The organism is Clostridium mucosae (assembly GCF_024622765.1).
Taxonomy (GTDB): domain Bacteria; phylum Bacillota; class Clostridia; order Clostridiales; family Clostridiaceae; genus Clostridium.
On sequence record NZ_JANKAF010000012.1, the window covers coordinates 47,794 to 65,712 of the forward strand.

The window sequence follows — 17,919 nt, forward strand, 5'->3', positions numbered from 1 at the left end:
AAACACTTGCAATTACTGAGCCGAAGGCTATTATTACAAAGGCACGTGGACACATTCGAGCGAATATAATAAGCCCTAAGATTTTACTCCTAGGACTTCGTTTATTACAAAGTATACGCATTGTATCCTCGCTTTAACACCTTAGTTATAGTTAAACACTAAGTAGCCAACTGTTACCCGACTACTCTCTTTGACGTGTTTAACTCCCGTCATTACTGACCAGTTCCCTTAAACAACCCATATAATTTATTAATCGGTCATATGTACCCGACTAAGGATATAACTTTATAACTAAGGTAATTAAACTATACCCCATAGATTTTCTGCATTGGCTCTATGTAACCACTAGAATTATTTATAAGTAGCTCTAGTGCTTGGACTACTAACCTATACCAATTTTAGGGTATAGGAAATAAAGCCTTGCATACTTCCACTTTTTTTGATACCATTTAATTACGTTTTTCGGTATCTCCTAGTGAGATATACAAAGATTTATTTAACAATATTTAATTGTTACAGAGGGAGTTAGGTATTCTCAGTACCTAGCTCCTTTTCTGTTATCTTAAAATATATGTTCTTCATAGTAGTTAAATAGTCTATCTTCTTCCTCTTTAGATACTTTCTCTTTTCTTATGTATCTTATAAATATATCTTGTATATGCTTTATATCATTTGTTTTCATTCTATTAACTTCTCCTTTTATTTTCTTTATAACTCTTCTCTTTCTTTAACCATATTCCTTATACTAATCCTATCCCAGCCCATATACTTTCTTAGGATATTAACACTATCTATAGTAGTTTTAAGTCCACCATAGCTAGAACAGTCGCTGTATTTCTTATACTTACCTGACTTTAGCTCCTCGTAAAAAATGTTAAAATCAAATTCTATATGTGTCTCGATTGTTTCTATTAAATGGTCTATTTTAATCTCCTCCTTTTATCTCTTACTGTTATCCTAGACCTTACTGGCTCAGCCATAGTTTCTAATGGATTAAATGTATCAAAGTCCCTCTGTAGGTCATCAGTAAACATATTTACATAGTTCTTAACTATCTCCATTGATGAATGACCTAGCATTTTTTGAAGTCTAAATATGTCTCCTCCTGAGAGTATCCACTTTTTAGCGAATGTATGACGCCACCTGTGTACTCCTGTTTTCATTACTCCTCTACGCTGGTTATAATACTGTAAACCGTGAGTAATAGTAATTTGACTAATAGGCTCACCGTATGAATTAGGGAATAATACTCCCTCACCATCTATATAAGCTACATACTCCTGTAGTATCAGCTTTAACTTACTACTCATAGGTACTACCTGACGCTTTCTATTCTTTGTATGTCTATAAGCTATTAGCTCATTCTCAAAGTCTAAATCCTCTACTCTTAACTCTACTAACGTAGATAGTCTAGCTCCTGTAGCTAATAGAAAGTTACATATTACCCAGTTACGATACTCACTAAACCTGCATTTTTTCATATCAGGCTTAGTCAATAATATCTTTAACTCAGCGTCTGTATATGTCTCTATAGGCTTAGGATTACGTTTAGGTTCTACTATCTGAAACTCGTCCATATATCCAAGTCTCATAAAGTAATACAGTATAGCTCTAATAGCTCTGACGTTTGTATTTACTGTAGTATCACCATTTCCCAAGGCTCTACAGTACTCCATAAAGTCATATACAGTCTGTAAAGTTATATCTGCTATAGCTGTCTCCTTAGGTAAAAACTTATACCAAGTATAGTTAATAATATTGTCATAATGCTTTATAGTCGCTGGTCTAAGATTACGAGCTTTACAGTATCCTATAAACTCACCATATCCCTGCTCAAAGTTTTTATCTACTGATATTAAAGTTAGTTTCTTTTTCTTATAGTTAGCCACTTAAACACCTCCTGAATATCTGTTTTAAACAACAAAAAAAGACCTACGGTATCGAGCTGTTAACTCTTATATACCGTAAGTCTTATATTTATATCTTACTTACTTTCAATTACGTATTTACTTGTCTAATACTAGATAGATAGCCCTTTACAGCCTTTCAACCGCTTTCCAGGCGTGCTCCTTCGACCACTCGGACATCTCTCCATAAAATAATATATAGCTATTTAATTTTAACTACTGCTATATATTATCACATACTAATTCATATTGCAACATTTAAAACTTCTATGTAACTATAATACCTAAACAGCCTTATTTTTCTTATTTATCCAGACAATTAAAACTATACCTAGTAGTACTCCAAGTAAGCTTATCATTTGAGCTGTTCTTAGTCCCATAAACATTAAACTATCAGTTCTTAATCCTTCTATAAAGAATCTTCCTATTGAATATAAAATCATATATCCCCCAAGAACTATACCGTCTTTTGCTTCCTTTTTCTTATAAACAATATAAACTAAAATTGCACAAACTAAAAGGTTCCATATTGATTCATATAAAAATGTTGGATGATAATAAACTCCATTAATATACATACCCTTTTGAATAAATTCTGGGAACTTACTTATAAACTCTTTAGATACTGGACCTCCATGCGCTTCTTGATTCATGAAGTTACCCCATCTCCCAATTGCTTGAGCTAGTATAACTCCTGGCATTATAACATCTACATATCTTAAGAAGTTTATTTTTCTATATCTTGCAAATATGAAACCTGCTAATAACGCAGCTATAACTCCTCCATGTATTGCCATTCCACCATTTCTTATGTTAATTACATCCATAAATGAATGGTAGTTTTTATATTCAAAAGCTACATAATATAATCTTGCTCCAATAATTGATATTGGAAAAGTTATTAAAAATGCATCTATTATTATATCATAATCTAATTTTTTCTTCTTAGCCAACATATATATTAATAACATAGCAGCTAATACTCCAAGTGATATTATTATTCCATACCACCTTATTTCTAAACCAAATAATTCAAAAGCTACTGGATTCATTTTATTTCCTCCTCTTATAGTTATTACTTTAATTATATAACTTTATAGATAATTATACCAAATAAATATGTACTATTTATAAAGGAATACATAATTCCTAATTTTTATTCCTTTGTTTTAAGAAAAATGAAGTTAATAAATCACTACATTCCTGATTGTAGCACCACCTAACATCTACATGCCAATTAAATATATTATAGTCTATTAAATTTATAGTAGAGCCACAGGCACCCATATCTTTATTAAAAGTGCCTATAAATAACTTTGAAATTCTGCTTTGTGCTATTGCTGCTGCACACATCGGACAAGGCTCCAAAGTTACATACATCTCGCAACCTGATAACCTCCAATTATTTAACTTTTTGCAAGCATCTTCTATTGCTAATATTTCTGCATGTGCTGTTGGTAAATTTAAACTTTCCTTCAAGTTATGTTGACTTGCTATAACTTCTCCATCTTTAACTATAACTACACCTACTGGAACTTCTCCTTTGTTATATGCACTTTTAGCTTCTTCTATTGCTAAATTCATATAATCCATAAAATACAACCTCTTATTAAGAATCTATCATTTTAAATAAAAATGGAGAACTTAATTTTATATAGTTCTCCATTTTATTTTTAAATTAAGTGTATATTCTAACTTTCTTAATTCTATTTTTATCTACTTCTTCAACTACAAACCTAATATTATTAAGCTTAACTTCCTCTGATTTCTCAGGAAATCTTCCTAATTCACCAATTACTAGTCCTCCTACAGAATCAAACTCCTCTGATTCCATTGTAACCCCTATTAAATCACCTATATGATCTAATCTTGCACTTCCATCAACTATATATTCATCTTCTTTAACAACTACTATATCGTTATCTTCTTCGTCATCATACTCGTCTTCAATTTCTCCAACCACTTCTTCAATTAAGTCTTCTATAGTAACTATACCAACATTTCCGCCATATTCATCTAATACAACAGCCATGTGGTTTCTAGTTTTTTTCATTTCATTAAACAGCTCTGTAATTTTCTTAAATTCAAAAGTATAGTAAGCATCTCTCATATAATCAGAGATTTTAAAATTCTCCTTACTTTGAGAAGCTATTATTAAGTCTTTTACATTTAATATTCCTATAACATCATCTATATTCTGATTATAAACTGGTATTCTTGAGAATTGTTCAGTTTTAATAATATTTATAACTTCATCATAGGTAGCATTTATATCTACTGCTACTACATCAACTCTTTGAACCATAACATCCTTAACTTGAGAATCTGCAAATTCGAAAACATTAAATATCATTTCTTTTTCTACATCCTCAAGTACTCCTTCTTCTTCACTAACACCTACCATAGTCTTTAGTTCTTCTTCTGTTATAAATGGTTCTGTTGCCTTTGGATCACCACCTAAAAGTCTTATAAATAAGCTAGATATAGCTGTAAATATAGCTATAAATGGTCTAAATATTTTAACTACAATATTTATAGGCTTACTAACCTTTAAAGCAACACTTTCTGATTTTTGTTTTGCTATAGATTTTGGAGTTATTTCACCAAATATAAGAACTAATATAGTCATCACTATAGTTACAACTCCTACTGCCCCTTCTCCAAAAGCTTTAACAGCAACAGATGTTGCAAGTGCAGATGCTCCTATATTAACTATATTATTACCTATTAGTATTGCTCCTAATAGCCTACTTGGATCTTCAGCAAGCTTCTCAACTAGCTTTGCTCCCTTAACTCCCTCTTCTACCATATGTCTTATTCTAATTTTACTTAGTGCCATTAAGGCTGTTTCTGACATAGAGAAAAATCCTGACATCAACAATAATATTATTAATAATACTATCTGCCACGTATAACTCTCCAAATTTATTCACACTCCTAAATTAAATATTTTTTATTTTATATTATATCATATCTTAAAATTAATATATTAATTTTAAGATAAAATTTAAGTAATAATTCTATAATATATAATATTTACCATAGCGCATTTATATAATTAAATTTTATAAATTATCTAGTTATCATTTTTCATATATAAGTAAAACATTATCGCTAAGTTATTTTCAAATTTACTTAGTTATGTATCTCTATTGTAGTTACCTTATCTTTTTCTTGGTAACTACATCTTTTGTGGTTACTTTATTATATTTCTTAGTAACTACATAACTTGTAGTTACTCTAATTCATTTATCGGTAACTACACTATATCAATAAACTCTATAAAATATATCATTCCTTAATCTTTTTAATTATATTTTAGTACTTAAAAAAACATAAAACCCTCAAGCCTAATAAAATTAAAGCTTGAGGGTTTTATGTGGTATCCCCAACAGGGATCGAACCTGTATCTGTCCCTTAGGAGGGGACTGTTCTATCCATTGAACTATGGAGACATAAACATCAAGTAAATTGTATAATAATATTAAACACATGTCAATATTATCCTACTTCTATAATATCATCCATAGCAATTATTTATTCTTCCATTCTTTTAATTATTACATTGTTTGGCTTTATGATAAAATCCATAGAAACCTCTCTAAGCTTAGATTTTATCTTCATTTTAACTGATAAAGATACTTCATATATTTTCCCACATCCATCTAATGATTTTATTTCATCAATATCAATTATCTCACATTTATCAATACAGTACCTTATATTATTCCCATATGCAACGCATAATTGATTTTCTATATATGGATTTAAAAGATTAAGTATAATACCTTCTTCCATTCTAATTTTAAATTTCTTTTTCCTAAGTAATTGAGACCTTGTTTTTCCCATTAGCCTACTTTCTTCTGACGATTTAAGGTCACATTCATCGTAATCATCTTCTATATACTTATAATTTTTTAATTTTCCCCAATGCTCAACTTTATAAAATTCATCAAATCTTGAATTAAACTTTATAAATATATCTGATTCATCTAATTTATTATGTTTTTTTATTAATCCTAAATCTCCCTGTCTTATAGCAGTAATTACTAATGGTAGAACATCTCTAAATATTCTATTTCTTTGTACCACCTTATTTTTATCTCTTTCATTCCCATCTACACTTAACTCGATACACAAAATATACTCATTACCATTTTCGCACCACTTACCATATATTTCATCTTTTTTATCAGTTACACAACTTTTATCATACGTTTTAGCAACTATTACCAATATATTGCCTGCCTCATCTGAATGAGTAACTGTATAATTACGTGGAATTATTGGGCCCTCCTTAGATATTCCATCTTTAAAATCAAATATAAGTTTACTCGGTTCTAGTTTATCCAAACCTCTCACCTCTAAAATACTTTTTATTACTTACTATATGTTTGATATAATTATATAGTTACTTAGATTATAAATTATACTTTTTATACACATATTTAGTGATATATTTTTCAAAAATTTCATCACAACTAGTATTAATACCTATTAAGGTCCTACCGTTTCGTTAGACCCTTAAATATCAAGAAATACCACTTTAAAAGTTATCTATTTATTTACTTTTATATGTAGTAACTTTGTTATATACTTTATTTATGGAATTTTTAATAAATTATTGAAAGGATTTGATTGCATGCTTAGATCTATTGCTTGGTATATAGTTTTCTTCGTAGGTTTACTGCTTAGTATACCTAGTATGATAAGAACTAAAAGGCTTGATAAAAAAGGTCTTGAAGATAAAAAGGAACAACTTGTTTATAAGGCGACTACAGCTTGGGCTAATAGTCTTTTAAAAGTTGCTGGAGTTAAAGTTACAGTTCATGGACTAGAAAATCTTCCTGAAGATCAAAATGTATTATTTATAGGAAATCACCAAGGAAATTTTGATATACCAATATATATTACTAAAATTCCTGGAGTAAAAGGATTTGTATCCAAAATAGAAGTAAAGAAAATCCCCGGAGTAAGTACATGGATGGAGTACATGCATTGTATCTTTATGGATAGAAGTAACCTAAGAAAAGCTGGAGAAGCTATAATTCAAGGTGTTAAGGTATTAAAAAACGGTCATTCCCTAGTTATATTTCCAGAAGGAACAAGAAGTAAAGGCGATAAGATGGGTGAATTTAAAGCAGGTAGTTTTAAGTTAGCTACAAAATCTAAAGTACCTATAATACCTGTTACAATGAGCGGATCTTATAAAATAATGGAATCTAGCAAGAAAAAATGGATTGTACAACCTGCTCACGTAGATTTATATATCCACCCAGCTATAGAAACAGCTAATTTAACTAAAGAAGAACAGGATGCTTTGCCTAAAAAAGTTTATGAAATAATACAAAGTAAATTGCCTTATTAAAAATGAAGGAATTAAAAAATAGAAAAATATAAAGATAATTCAACTTTTCTGAATTATGAATATATAAAAATTAATAAGAAAGATAGCAGATAGATTATGTAAAACAAATCTATCTGCTATCTTTCTTGCTAAAGGTACAAAGCACTTTTTATTTAAAAATCATCTGCGAATTTTTTCTTAACTACCTCACTTTTCCCTTTTACTATTAATTTAAGCGAGAAATATAAGTTGTCAAAGATAAATAGAATATTTGGAATGAGCATATAGTTAGCTACGGAATATATCTATTTCTCTTTTCGATTATATTACACTACTAATTCATTTTCTGCTATTACATTTTTAATCCATTTTCCAGATCTCAACCTACTTCTTTCAAAGCAAACTTTAATAAATTCCTCTATACATATTAAGAAATATACAAAAGTTATTGGCAATTTAAAAATTATAGCTGCTAAAAATGCCATTGGAACGGCATAAAACCAAACTGTTCCTAATTGAACTAATGTAGAATAAAGTGTATCTCCACCACCTCTAAATATTCCTACAATCATAACTACATTATAAGATCTTATAGGACATATTAAAGCCATTATTCTTAAAACTTCTACTGTATCCTTAAATGTCCCTGCTTCTACATTAAAAGGCCTAACTATTTGAGGAGCTAAATTCCATACTAAAACACCTATTATTAATCCAAGCATTGGTGCGACTTTTCCTATTTTATGTGAGTAATCGACTGCTATATCTTCTTCGTTTGCACCTATCTTGTTACCAACCATAATTGCAGCAGCAGAGGCTAGTCCTATACACAATACCATAAACATATTATTTAATGTAGTTGCAATTTGCATTGTAGCTACAGCACTTGTACCTATTTGTGCATAAGCAATTGAATATGCAGTCATCCCTAATGACCACAACAATTCATTTGCTATAACAGCTGTTGATGTATTAAAATACACTTTTACAAAATCTATATCAAAAGCAAATAACTCTTTAATATTTGCTGATATAACATTCTTTTTGCCATATATCATAATAATTATATAAATCATTTCTATAGTACGCGCTATGGTTGTAGCTAACGCAGCTCCTGCTACTCCCATAGGTTTTACCCCTAAGTTTCCAAAAATAAATACCCAGTTTAAAAATGCATTGCTTAACACTCCAATTAAGCTTGCATACATTGGTACCTTTGGTTGCTCTGAACTCCTAAGAGCTGAAGAAAGTGCTTGTGTAAAATTAGTAAATATAAAGCTTATTGCAATAATTCTTAAATATTGAACTCCCAATTCTATAACTTGAAAATCTCTTGATAAAACCTTCATTATTGGCTCTGCCATAATAAATGCAGCTCCTCCAAATATTAATGAAGCTAAAAATCCAATAGTAATATCTAATCCTAGTACCTTTTTAATATTAACTACATCTTTTCTTCCCCAATATTGAGACATAAATACACTTGCTCCTGCATTTATACCTGAAATACATAACATAAAAATAAAGAAGTATTGATTTGCAAGCCCTACAGCGGCAATAGCTTCTTCTCCTAGTCTACCGACCATCAAATTATCCACAAGATTTAATGATGAAGTAACAAAATTTTGCAGTGTTATCGGTAATGCTAGTGTAAGCATTGTACTTATAAACATCTTATCTTTTAGTATCTTTTTCATCTAACTCCTCCCACTTTAGTTAATTTAATTATTTGCATAAAAAAAAGCACATGGGTAGTCTGGCCGCCCATCTGCTCTTTTAACACTTAAATTTTCTCTAGTTATTTTCTAATAATTATTAAAATTTGTCAACATTATTCTTCAAAGTTATCCACAATCGTAGATATATCATTCTTATAATATTCATATCTCTTTCCTGACTTTGCTATCTTGAAAAAACCTAATGTTACTAAATAATTCAAATCACTTCTAGCAGTTTCATATGAAATATCCAGTTTATTTTTATAGTTTTCTATTGTTACAGTATTAATTTTAGATGATAAAATACTGTTAATAAATTTAATTTGTCTTTCTTCTAATTTTATATTATTTCTTTCAATTAACTCTTTCAATATTTTCTTACCAAATTTATAATTTAACTCACTATTTAAAGATTCAATTGCATCTCTTAATATACCTATGTAAAATCTTATAAAGTAAGTTATATCACCATTTGAAGCTATACTATTTTCAATTGCCGCATTATATTTTTTTAATTTTGAATTTATTAACGTTGATACTGAACAATATTTTATAACTTCATATCCATTAACTAATAGATATTTATATGATAAAAGTTCTGAAAATATAGAATTATATCTTTTAAATGGCCTATTAACTATTATGTATAAATATATTGTTGCAGCTACTATTAATACACTTTTCTCACCATTTTCATTTATTAAGGAAATTAATGTTTTTATGTTATCTGCATTTAATTCATCTCTACTAATGCCTTGTATATTATTCTTATTATCCTTTTTGCCTTTTCCATCAATAATACTATACAAATTCAATATAAACTCTTCGTCAATTTTACAGTCATTATTAATAGCTAATTTCAAATTCTTTAATATTTCATCCGAAATAACTATACTATCTAAATTATCTAACCCTATTAATTCCAACTCTTCCGCTGAATTATTTAACTTCTCCCTTATCTTTTGAGATATATAATTAAATACCCCCAAATTATTTGCTTCATCTATAAACTCAGTATTACAAATAATATCTTCCGTATTGTTAAACCAGTAATTTACAAGCGGTTCAAAATTAGAACTACTCTCCATAGACATTTTTATTCTATCTTCTTCGACCATTTTCCATATTTCTTCCAGCTCTTCTTTGTCGAATATTCTTCTTGAAATTTGCTTTTTGCTAAAATATAAATTTTTAAAATCTTGAATAAGTTGCGTATCCATATTTATCTCCTTACCTATTTACTAAATATATACTATTTAATTCCTAAATTAATTTATATTTATAAACAATTTATATACTATGTTTTACACTATTATTTTACTTCGCAATTATATATTAAAATACTTATTCTTATATTACAAGAATATTATTTATAAATAAAAAAAGGGAGAGACAAATTCACTCCCATAATATGTAAATATAAATTTCCTATATATTCCTTTCAGCTTTCTATCGGATTATATTATTTTCTTCAAATTTAATAAGCTTTTCTTGAATATCTGTATGGTTTCCTGCATATCCTAACAACCTCCCACTTTTACCAGCTACTCTATGACATGGAATTACTATAGGAATAGGATTTGCTCTATTAGCTTGACCTATTGCCCTTACAGCTTTTTCATTTCCAATAGAACTAGCTATATAGCTATAGCTTTTCACTTCTCCATATGGAATTTTTATTAATTCCTTCCATACTAGTTTTCTAAATTCAGTTCCTTCTATATCAAGCTTTAAGTCAAAGTTTCTTCTTTTTCCAGTAAAATACTCATTTAATTGAGTAATTACATCTAAGCATATATTTTTATCTTCTATTAAGTTATTTTTTTTCTTAAATTTGATCCACTCTTCTTCTATTAATTCAATCATTCTTAATCCTTTTACACTCTTCACAATATATATAGGCCCTATTATGCTATCTATTTCATAAAAATATAATTTTTCTCTATTATTTTCCATATTACACCTTCTCTCAAACGTTTACTTATTGCTTTTTCAATATTTATTACAAAATAACTTATTTTACTAGTAAATAATACGAGCATATTTTTGAATTATAGTGTATACTGAGTTAGTTAAGAAAAAATACTATATAGTTATAGTAAAAATTTAACATTACTAAAAATCATATTATATTTTTTTATGATTTAAGGAATGTTAAATCATATAACTAATATAAAATCAAAAAATATATATTATATTTAATTATAAATTATTTTAAATACTAAAAGAAAGAGGATTTTGAATGAACGAAATAAAATTTAGTAACTTAGGGCTTAAGGATACCCTTTTGAAATCTATTAATGATTTAGGTTTTGAAAAACCATCACAAATACAAGCTGAGGCAATACCTGTAGCTATACAAGGATACGATCTTATAGGTCAAGCTCAAACTGGTACTGGTAAAACTGCTGCTTTTGGATGTGGAATTATTAATCATATTTCTAAGAAAAGTGGACTTAGCGCTATAATTTTAGCTCCAACAAGAGAACTAGCTATACAAGTTAATGATGAGCTAAAAAGATTATCAAAATATGATGAGTTAACAATACTACCTGTTTACGGTGGAGATCCAATAACAAACCAAATAAGAGCATTAAAAAGAAATGTTAATATTGTAGTTGGTACTCCTGGTAGAGTTTTAGATCATATAAAAAGAGGAACTATAAAGCTGGATGCAATTAAATTCTTAGTTTTAGATGAAGCTGATGAAATGTTAAACATGGGCTTTATAGATGACTTAGAAGATATAATAAAGCAATTACCAAGTGAAAGACAAACTTTATTATTCTCAGCAACTATGCCTGAACAAATAAGAAAATTAGCTAAGAGATATATGAAGCCTGATGCAAAACATATATCTATAAAGAAAACTTCTATGACCGTGTCTAAGATAACTCAAAACTTCTTTGAAGTATCTCATAAGACAAGATTTGAAGCACTTTGTAGAGTTTTAGATTTCGATACTCCATCATCTGCAATTATATTCTGTAGAACTAAGAAGGGTGTAGATGAATTAGTTGAAGGTATGCAATCAAGAGGATATGTTGTTGAAGGTATGCACGGAGATATGTCCCAAGCACATAGATTAAGAACATTAAAGAAATTTAAAGAAGGTTCTTTAAATTACTTAGTTGCAACAGATGTAGCTGCAAGAGGTATAGATGTTGAAGGGATAACACACGTTATAAACTATGATTTACCTCAAGACGTTGAAAGCTATGTTCATAGAATAGGTAGAACTGGAAGAGCAAATAGAGAAGGTATAGCTTACTCATTAGTTTCTCCAAAAGAATATTCAATGTTAAAACAAATAAAATCAGTAACTAAGAGTGATATAACTAGAAAAAATATCCCAACAGTTAATGATATATTTAACAGTAAATCAAAATCAATATTAGAAGATGTAACTAATACTATTAATGATTCTGATTACTCAAAGTTTATTCCAGTAGCAACAGAATTAACTCAAAAGTATGATTCTGTAGAGATTATTGCTGCTTTAATAAAAACTAAATTCAATGATGATTTATTAGAAACTTATACATCTGATGTTTTAGAAGCTCCTAAATCAGAAGATATACGCTTATTCTTATCAATAGGAAGAAGAGATGGAATAAATCCTAAAACTCTAGTTAACTTTATTAAAGATACAGCTAGAATAAAGGCTTCTTCAATAGGTGATATAGATATATTAGAAAACTTCTCATTTGTTAATATAGCTCCAGATGTTAAGGATAAGGTTCTTGATAAATGTATAGGTGTTAGGCTTAATAAGAGAAAAGTAAACATCGAAGTCGCAAATAAAAATAGAAAAAGAAAATAATTAAATAAAAATAAGGCTATTTTAAGCTTGAGGTAAGCGTTAAATAGCCTTTTGTGTTATTTACATTTCTTTTTTATTCCTTCATAAAGATATTTTATATATTCTATATCCTTACCTTCTTTTTCAAGAATACTTATTCTATCCTCTACTCTCTTAATAGTTTCCTTAGCTTCATCAAAATCTTTTTGATTTATACATGCACTTGTATATTCTAATAAATAATCTATCTTTAATACTAATTCTGCTAAATCCTCTCTATCTTCATTTACTAAATCTACTAATAAGGAATATATTTTAGGAGATGTGTCCTTTCTTACACTACTTAGTAAATCATTATTTTTACTAGTTTTTCTTTTCATATCATCACCTCTATCTATAAATGTATAACTCTTTTATATTTTTTTATTATTTATAATAATTTATATCATATTTTAATAATATACCCAATACATTTTTAAATATAAAGGAATTTTAGGAGGTTTATATTAATGCAAAAATACATTTGTGTACCTTGTACTTATGTTTATGATCCAGAATATGGCGACCCAGAAAACGGAATAGATCCAGATACAGCCTTTGAAGATTTACCTGATGATTGGGTTTGCCCAGTTTGTGGTGCTTCCAAAGATGAGTTTGAGCCTTTAGATGAATAAATCATAATAAAAAACAGTCTTAAAGACTGTTTTTTATGTTCTCTTAACCAAATCAAATTTAAACCTATCTATATATAATACTGTATCAGTAGATAAATTAGCAGTATTATTAACTATCTTATCTATTTCTTTTAATGTATCACTAATATCTTTTTCATTTTTAACATTTTCATATGCTAGACTTCCTAAATGAGCTAACTTATTCTTTACTTCATTGTCAAAGTTTAAAAGTGGTATTCTTGATACATATCCTGATGTTATCATATTACTTCTATTTAAAACACCTCTAACTAAATAAGTAACTAAAGTAGAGTTTAAATACGCTAGTAACCAAAATATATCTTTATCTTCGCATATAATGCAAGTATTTACACCAAAAGTGCTTTCTTTAGGTAGCTTGCAAGCTGTAAATTGTACTCCCATTGAAGAGCAAATTATTCCCGTTTTATATAAAAGCTCTTTATTTCTTACTATAAAATTAGGAATACTTTTAGATATATTCATAAAATCTTTATTTATATACATGATTTTATTTGTATAGTATCTATCTCTACCTGGATTCTTATAAAACGGAACTATATATGGCTCCTTCTTTTCTTTTGAAAGATACAATTTATCATTTCCTGTTGATATTCCAGTTATACACTTAAATTGTTCTCCTAGCCTATAAAGCTTAAATAAATCTTTAATCTCATTTGGACATTCTAAGATAAATTCACTGTTATCTATGATATTATTTAACACTATATCCTTTAATTTATATAAATGATTTTCATCTGATTTTAAAATACTAACTAACTCTTCTCGACTTCTGCATCTATTATTTATGATTATATTTCCTTGATAATTTAATCCCTTTTGTAGTATAACTATACTAGTTCTTACTTCCGCTCCTTGCTCTAAAAACAAGTCAGTTGGACACATAGTTATTTCATGTATAGAGCACGTATTCAATATTTTCTTTCTTAGCCCATCATAGCTTTTAGACGTTAAAAATGAATCATGTGTTATTATTCCTATTACAGCTCCATCCTTAGCCATATCCATTATAGCTGAAATAAAAATTCCATACATATTATGAACACCTACATCATTGAAATATTTCTTTAATTCTTTTTTATTATCTCTTATATATTGAACTTCATGACAATTATAAGGTGGATTTAAAACATAATAATCATAATTTAAATTTTTTATTTGATTATTTGAATTAATAAATTCATAATAATATTTTATAAAATCTGTATTTTCAAAATTACAGTTATATTCTTCTTTATATTTAATGATATCTATACCATAAGTTTCTATGTTAAACTTATTGAAAGGATTAAGCATTTCTTCTCTTCCACAACATGGATCGAAAACACTCTTACCATTATTTTTTACATCTATTACTCGCCTTGTAATATAATCACATATAAAACTTGGAGTTGAATAATAACCTATTTGTCTTTTATCTATAGATAAATCATCTATTATTTTTTCCTTTAATACTTTTTCTTTTCTTCCCATAAACGCTTTCTCCAAATTTAATTTTAGATACTATATTACAAAACAAAACTTTTAATTTATATAGTCCCATAACTTATAATAGTATTATAACAATCCAAATAGCATATTTGAATTTAAATAATATATTTTACTTATTTAATAAACTATCAAAATTATTAGCACTTAAAACTAAAATATCACCCTTATTTATGACGGTAGATCCCTTCGGAACTATAACATCATCTCCACGCTTTATCATTACTATTAATACATCTTCGGGGATATCAGAATCCATGATACTCTTATCAACCCACTTGCTATCCTCATATATATTAACTTCTAAAAGCTTTGTACTTTTATCTTCTTTATAATCATTGAATGTTTTTAATACTGGTACACTGTCATCAACTAAATCTAGCTTTTGCGCTACTTTTGGTATTAATGTCCCTTGTATAGCTACTGAGAATAATGCTATAAAGAACATTATATGGAATATATCATTTTGTATATTAACTCCATAAGTCATAGAGAATATAGCAAAAACTATTGATGCAGCTCCTCTAAGTCCAACCCATGATATGAATATCTTTTCCTTAACAGAATAATTGAACTTACTTAAAATTATAAATGTGGCTAATGGTCTTGCTATTAATATCATAAATAATGATATTGCTATAGATATACCAACTACTTGTGGTAATTTAGATGGGAATGATAAAAGCCCTAAAATAAAGAATAAAGCAATTTGCATTATCCATGACACTCCATCAAAGAAATGGAATAAACTCTTCTTATGAGGTATCTTACTATTACCAATTATAATCCCTGCCATATATACGCTTAGATATCCATTTCCTCCAGGCCATTCACTTACTGCATATGATAATATAGCAATAGCAGTTATAAATATTGTATAGAAACCTTCTATTTCAAAATTAGCACGCCTAATTATATAGACAGCTCCTTTAGCTAATATACTTCCTATTAATATTCCAAATAATATTTGCTTTATTACCATTGGAACAATAGAACCTACCGCTGTGCTAGACATAAATGTTAAAACTATAAGCGTTAACATATATGCAATAGGGTCATTACTGCCACTTTCTATCTCTAATAAGGGTGCAAGTGATCCCTTTAAATTAAGCTTCTGAGAACGTAGTATTGAGAATACTGATGCTGCATCAGTTGATCCAACAACAGATCCTATAAGTAACCCTTCTAATAAACTTGTACCTAATATATAATAACAAAATAACCCTGTAAGCCCTGCTGTAATTATAACGCCTAAGGTCGACATTAATATAGATGGAACAGCTGATTCTTTAGCCATTTTCCAATTGGTACCGAATCCCCCATAAAACATTATAAACACTAATCCTAACGAACATAGTTTACTAGTTAATTCATAATCATCAAAATATATTCCTACAATTCCATCAGATCCAAATAGCATCCCTAACACTATAAAAATTAAAAGCATTGGAACTCCAAATTTGTATAAAATCTTACTGGATGTTATGCAAATTAATAATATTAACCCGCATATAATCATTAATTCAACCATATTACCTCCTTTAAGATATTTATTTTACTCTTTAATTATACACTAAAATTTATAACTATTCTAATTGACTAGCTTTTGTTCATCTTTATAAAAAATTTTAATGGATAATTATATATTACTAAATATTATATGTAATTCATTTTTCCAATTGTATAAACTCAATTCATAAAAAATGAACTTACTAATAATTTATATTAAAAGTAAGTCCATTATATTTAATTATTTTTTATTCCTAATTTATTCTAATTGTTTCTCCTGGATATATTAAATTTGGATCGCTTATATTGTTTATTTTTGCTAAGTGTTCCCATGTTGTTCCGTATCTTTGTGCTATTTCTGATAAAGTGTCTCCCTCTTTTACTATATAACTTTTTACTGAATTATTTGATGGTCCATTACTTATTACTATTGTTTCTCCTGGGTATATTAAATTTGGGTCACTTATATTATTTATCTGTGCTAGCCTCTCAGCTGTTGTTCCATACATTTGTGCTATTCCTGATAGAGTATCTCCATCCTTTACTATATAAGTTATCCTTGTCCCTCCTGATGTGCTTCCTGCTGAACTACCTGAACCAATCTTTAGAACTTGTCCTGGATATATCAAATTTGGATCGCTTATATTATTTATTTGTGCTAAATGTTCCCATGTTGTTCCGTATCTTTGTGCTATTCCTGATAGAGTATCTCCAGATTGAACTGTATAAGTTATAGTTGTTCCCCCTTGATTTGTACCTGGAACATTAGGTGTAACTCCTGATAATAATATCCCATCTGTGAATACATCTAAAGGACAGTACCCACTTATCCCTGGTACAGTTCCTGTTTCAGAATATTGGAATCCTACCCACCTATTCCATATAGGGTTATCACCAGGTGTAGTAACATCATAATTTGCTATCCATAATGGGTATTTTGCTAAGCTACTTGTAAGATTTGTCCTTGCGAAGTGAGTATATGTGTACACTACCACATCTCTTCCTGTAAGTCTTTTAACCTCTTCTAAAAATGTCACACACATGCTAGATAACTCAGATGCTCCATACCCATCTGCTACTTCAATATCTAAAGCCAATCTACAATTGAAACTCTTTCCTTTTACATAGCTTGAAAAATAATTAGCTTGAGTCTTTGCATCTACTCTTGGTCTAAAGAAATGGTAAAATCCTATTAACATATTGTTACTTTTAGCCCCTGAATAATACTCATCTGCTCTAGGATTTAAATAATAGTCTCCTTCTGTTGCCTTTATATATACAACTTTAACTCCACTATTACTTACTTGATTAAAATTAACCTCACCTTGCCAACTTGATATATCTATTCCTTTGTATTTTCCAGCGCTTATTGATTGCATATCATCCTCTCCTCTAATGTTAGAATTTAAAATATTTTAAGTTATAATATAATATG

The 17,919-nt window shown here is 28.4% G+C and carries 15 protein-coding genes and 1 tRNA gene; 3 read left to right on the top strand and 13 right to left on the bottom strand.

Going from position 1 to position 17,919, the window contains the following annotated elements; all coding sequences use genetic code 11:
- Positions 1–920: 920 nt before the first annotated feature.
- From NSA50_RS13305 to NSA50_RS13330, 6 genes are all read right to left on the bottom strand, one after another.
- Positions 921–1,889: a tyrosine-type recombinase/integrase gene (locus NSA50_RS13305; protein WP_257445748.1), complete on the bottom strand. Its 969-nt coding sequence runs from the start codon at positions 1,887–1,889 to the stop codon at positions 921–923.
- Between the two features lie 302 nt (positions 1,890–2,191).
- A complete protein-coding gene (lgt, locus tag NSA50_RS13310; RefSeq protein WP_257445750.1) occupies positions 2,192–2,959 on the bottom strand; it encodes a prolipoprotein diacylglyceryl transferase in 768 nt (255 codons plus the stop codon).
- 97 nt (positions 2,960–3,056) lie between these two features.
- The gene (locus NSA50_RS13315; protein ID WP_257445752.1) at positions 3,057–3,500 is read right to left on the bottom strand and encodes a nucleoside deaminase; all 444 of its coding nucleotides are present in this window, start codon (positions 3,498–3,500) and stop codon (positions 3,057–3,059) included.
- An 85-nt stretch (positions 3,501–3,585) separates the two neighbouring features.
- Positions 3,586–4,830, bottom strand: coding sequence for an HlyC/CorC family transporter (locus NSA50_RS13320; protein WP_195266079.1), 1,245 nt, complete (start codon positions 4,828–4,830; stop codon positions 3,586–3,588).
- Positions 4,831–5,287: 457 nt separating this feature from the next.
- Positions 5,288–5,362: transfer RNA gene (locus NSA50_RS13325), tRNA-Arg, on the bottom strand.
- An 82-nt stretch (positions 5,363–5,444) separates the two neighbouring features.
- Complete coding sequence (locus NSA50_RS13330) at positions 5,445–6,260, bottom strand: staygreen family protein (RefSeq protein ID WP_257445754.1); 816 nt, start codon at positions 6,258–6,260, stop codon at positions 5,445–5,447.
- 289 nt (positions 6,261–6,549) lie between these two features.
- Between NSA50_RS13330 and NSA50_RS13335 the strand changes: the two genes are divergently transcribed.
- On the top strand, positions 6,550–7,275 hold the full coding sequence (locus NSA50_RS13335; protein ID WP_257445756.1) for a lysophospholipid acyltransferase family protein: 726 nt from the start codon (positions 6,550–6,552) through the stop codon (positions 7,273–7,275).
- A gap of 305 nt (positions 7,276–7,580) precedes the next feature.
- Here NSA50_RS13335 and NSA50_RS13340 read toward each other — a convergent pair whose 3' ends face one another.
- The 3 genes from NSA50_RS13340 to NSA50_RS13350 all read right to left on the bottom strand — a co-directional run bounded on the left by NSA50_RS13340 (position 7,581) and on the right by NSA50_RS13350 (position 10,928).
- Positions 7,581–8,951, bottom strand: coding sequence for an MATE family efflux transporter (locus tag NSA50_RS13340; RefSeq protein ID WP_257445758.1), 1,371 nt, complete (start codon positions 8,949–8,951; stop codon positions 7,581–7,583).
- 134 nt (positions 8,952–9,085) lie between these two features.
- Complete coding sequence (locus NSA50_RS13345) at positions 9,086–10,192, bottom strand: Fic family protein (RefSeq protein ID WP_257445760.1); 1,107 nt, start codon at positions 10,190–10,192, stop codon at positions 9,086–9,088.
- Between the two features lie 229 nt (positions 10,193–10,421).
- Entirely contained in the window at positions 10,422–10,928 is a 507-nt protein-coding gene (locus NSA50_RS13350; protein ID WP_195430778.1) for a methylated-DNA--[protein]-cysteine S-methyltransferase, read from the bottom strand.
- A gap of 286 nt (positions 10,929–11,214) precedes the next feature.
- Here NSA50_RS13350 and NSA50_RS13355 point away from each other — a divergent pair, with 286 nt between their 5' ends.
- Positions 11,215–12,795: a DEAD/DEAH box helicase gene (locus NSA50_RS13355; RefSeq protein WP_257445763.1), complete on the top strand. Its 1,581-nt coding sequence runs from the start codon at positions 11,215–11,217 to the stop codon at positions 12,793–12,795.
- A gap of 56 nt (positions 12,796–12,851) precedes the next feature.
- On the opposite strand, the gene NSA50_RS13360 is transcribed toward NSA50_RS13355, so the two are convergent.
- Positions 12,852–13,154 (bottom strand): hypothetical protein, encoded by a 303-nt coding sequence (locus NSA50_RS13360; protein ID WP_195266065.1) that lies wholly within the window; start codon positions 13,152–13,154, stop codon positions 12,852–12,854.
- Between the two features lie 129 nt (positions 13,155–13,283).
- On the opposite strand from NSA50_RS13360, the gene rd reads away from it, so the two are divergent.
- Positions 13,284–13,448 carry a rubredoxin gene (rd, locus tag NSA50_RS13365; RefSeq protein WP_195266063.1) on the top strand — a complete coding sequence of 55 codons (165 nt, stop codon included), beginning with the start codon at positions 13,284–13,286 and terminating at the stop codon, positions 13,446–13,448.
- 33 nt (positions 13,449–13,481) lie between these two features.
- Here rd and NSA50_RS13370 read toward each other — a convergent pair whose 3' ends face one another.
- The 3 genes from NSA50_RS13370 to NSA50_RS13380 form a co-directional block, all read right to left on the bottom strand.
- On the bottom strand, positions 13,482–14,960 hold the full coding sequence (locus tag NSA50_RS13370) for a BREX-1 system adenine-specific DNA-methyltransferase PglX (RefSeq protein ID WP_257445766.1): 1,479 nt from the start codon (positions 14,958–14,960) through the stop codon (positions 13,482–13,484).
- Between the two features lie 127 nt (positions 14,961–15,087).
- Complete coding sequence (locus NSA50_RS13375) at positions 15,088–16,506, bottom strand: potassium/proton antiporter (RefSeq protein WP_257445768.1); 1,419 nt, start codon at positions 16,504–16,506, stop codon at positions 15,088–15,090.
- Positions 16,507–16,738: 232 nt separating this feature from the next.
- On the bottom strand, positions 16,739–17,863 hold the full coding sequence (locus tag NSA50_RS13380) for a LysM peptidoglycan-binding domain-containing protein (RefSeq protein ID WP_257445770.1): 1,125 nt from the start codon (positions 17,861–17,863) through the stop codon (positions 16,739–16,741).
- Positions 17,864–17,919: the final 56 nt, after the last annotated feature.

Excerpts from the sequence above, each read along its gene's own strand:
- NSA50_RS13375 (WP_257445768.1), bottom strand. The coding sequence starts at position 16,506 with ATGGTTGAATTAATGATTATATGCGGGTTAATATTATTAATTTGCATA.
- NSA50_RS13380 (WP_257445770.1), bottom strand. The coding sequence starts at position 17,863 with ATGCAATCAATAAGCGCTGGAAAATACAAAGGAATAGATATATCAAGT.
- NSA50_RS13370 (WP_257445766.1), bottom strand. The coding sequence starts at position 14,960 with ATGGGAAGAAAAGAAAAAGTATTAAAGGAAAAAATAATAGATGATTTA.
- NSA50_RS13315 (WP_257445752.1), bottom strand. The coding sequence starts at position 3,500 with ATGGATTATATGAATTTAGCAATAGAAGAAGCTAAAAGTGCATATAAC.
- lgt (WP_257445750.1), bottom strand. The coding sequence starts at position 2,959 with ATGAATCCAGTAGCTTTTGAATTATTTGGTTTAGAAATAAGGTGGTAT.
- NSA50_RS13340 (WP_257445758.1), bottom strand. The coding sequence starts at position 8,951 with ATGAAAAAGATACTAAAAGATAAGATGTTTATAAGTACAATGCTTACA.
- NSA50_RS13355 (WP_257445763.1), top strand. The coding sequence starts at position 11,215 with ATGAACGAAATAAAATTTAGTAACTTAGGGCTTAAGGATACCCTTTTG.
- NSA50_RS13335 (WP_257445756.1), top strand. The coding sequence starts at position 6,550 with ATGCTTAGATCTATTGCTTGGTATATAGTTTTCTTCGTAGGTTTACTG.
- NSA50_RS13345 (WP_257445760.1), bottom strand. The coding sequence starts at position 10,192 with ATGGATACGCAACTTATTCAAGATTTTAAAAATTTATATTTTAGCAAA.
- NSA50_RS13360 (WP_195266065.1), bottom strand. The coding sequence starts at position 13,154 with ATGAAAAGAAAAACTAGTAAAAATAATGATTTACTAAGTAGTGTAAGA.
- rd (WP_195266063.1), top strand. The coding sequence starts at position 13,284 with ATGCAAAAATACATTTGTGTACCTTGTACTTATGTTTATGATCCAGAA.
- NSA50_RS13350 (WP_195430778.1), bottom strand. The coding sequence starts at position 10,928 with ATGGAAAATAATAGAGAAAAATTATATTTTTATGAAATAGATAGCATA.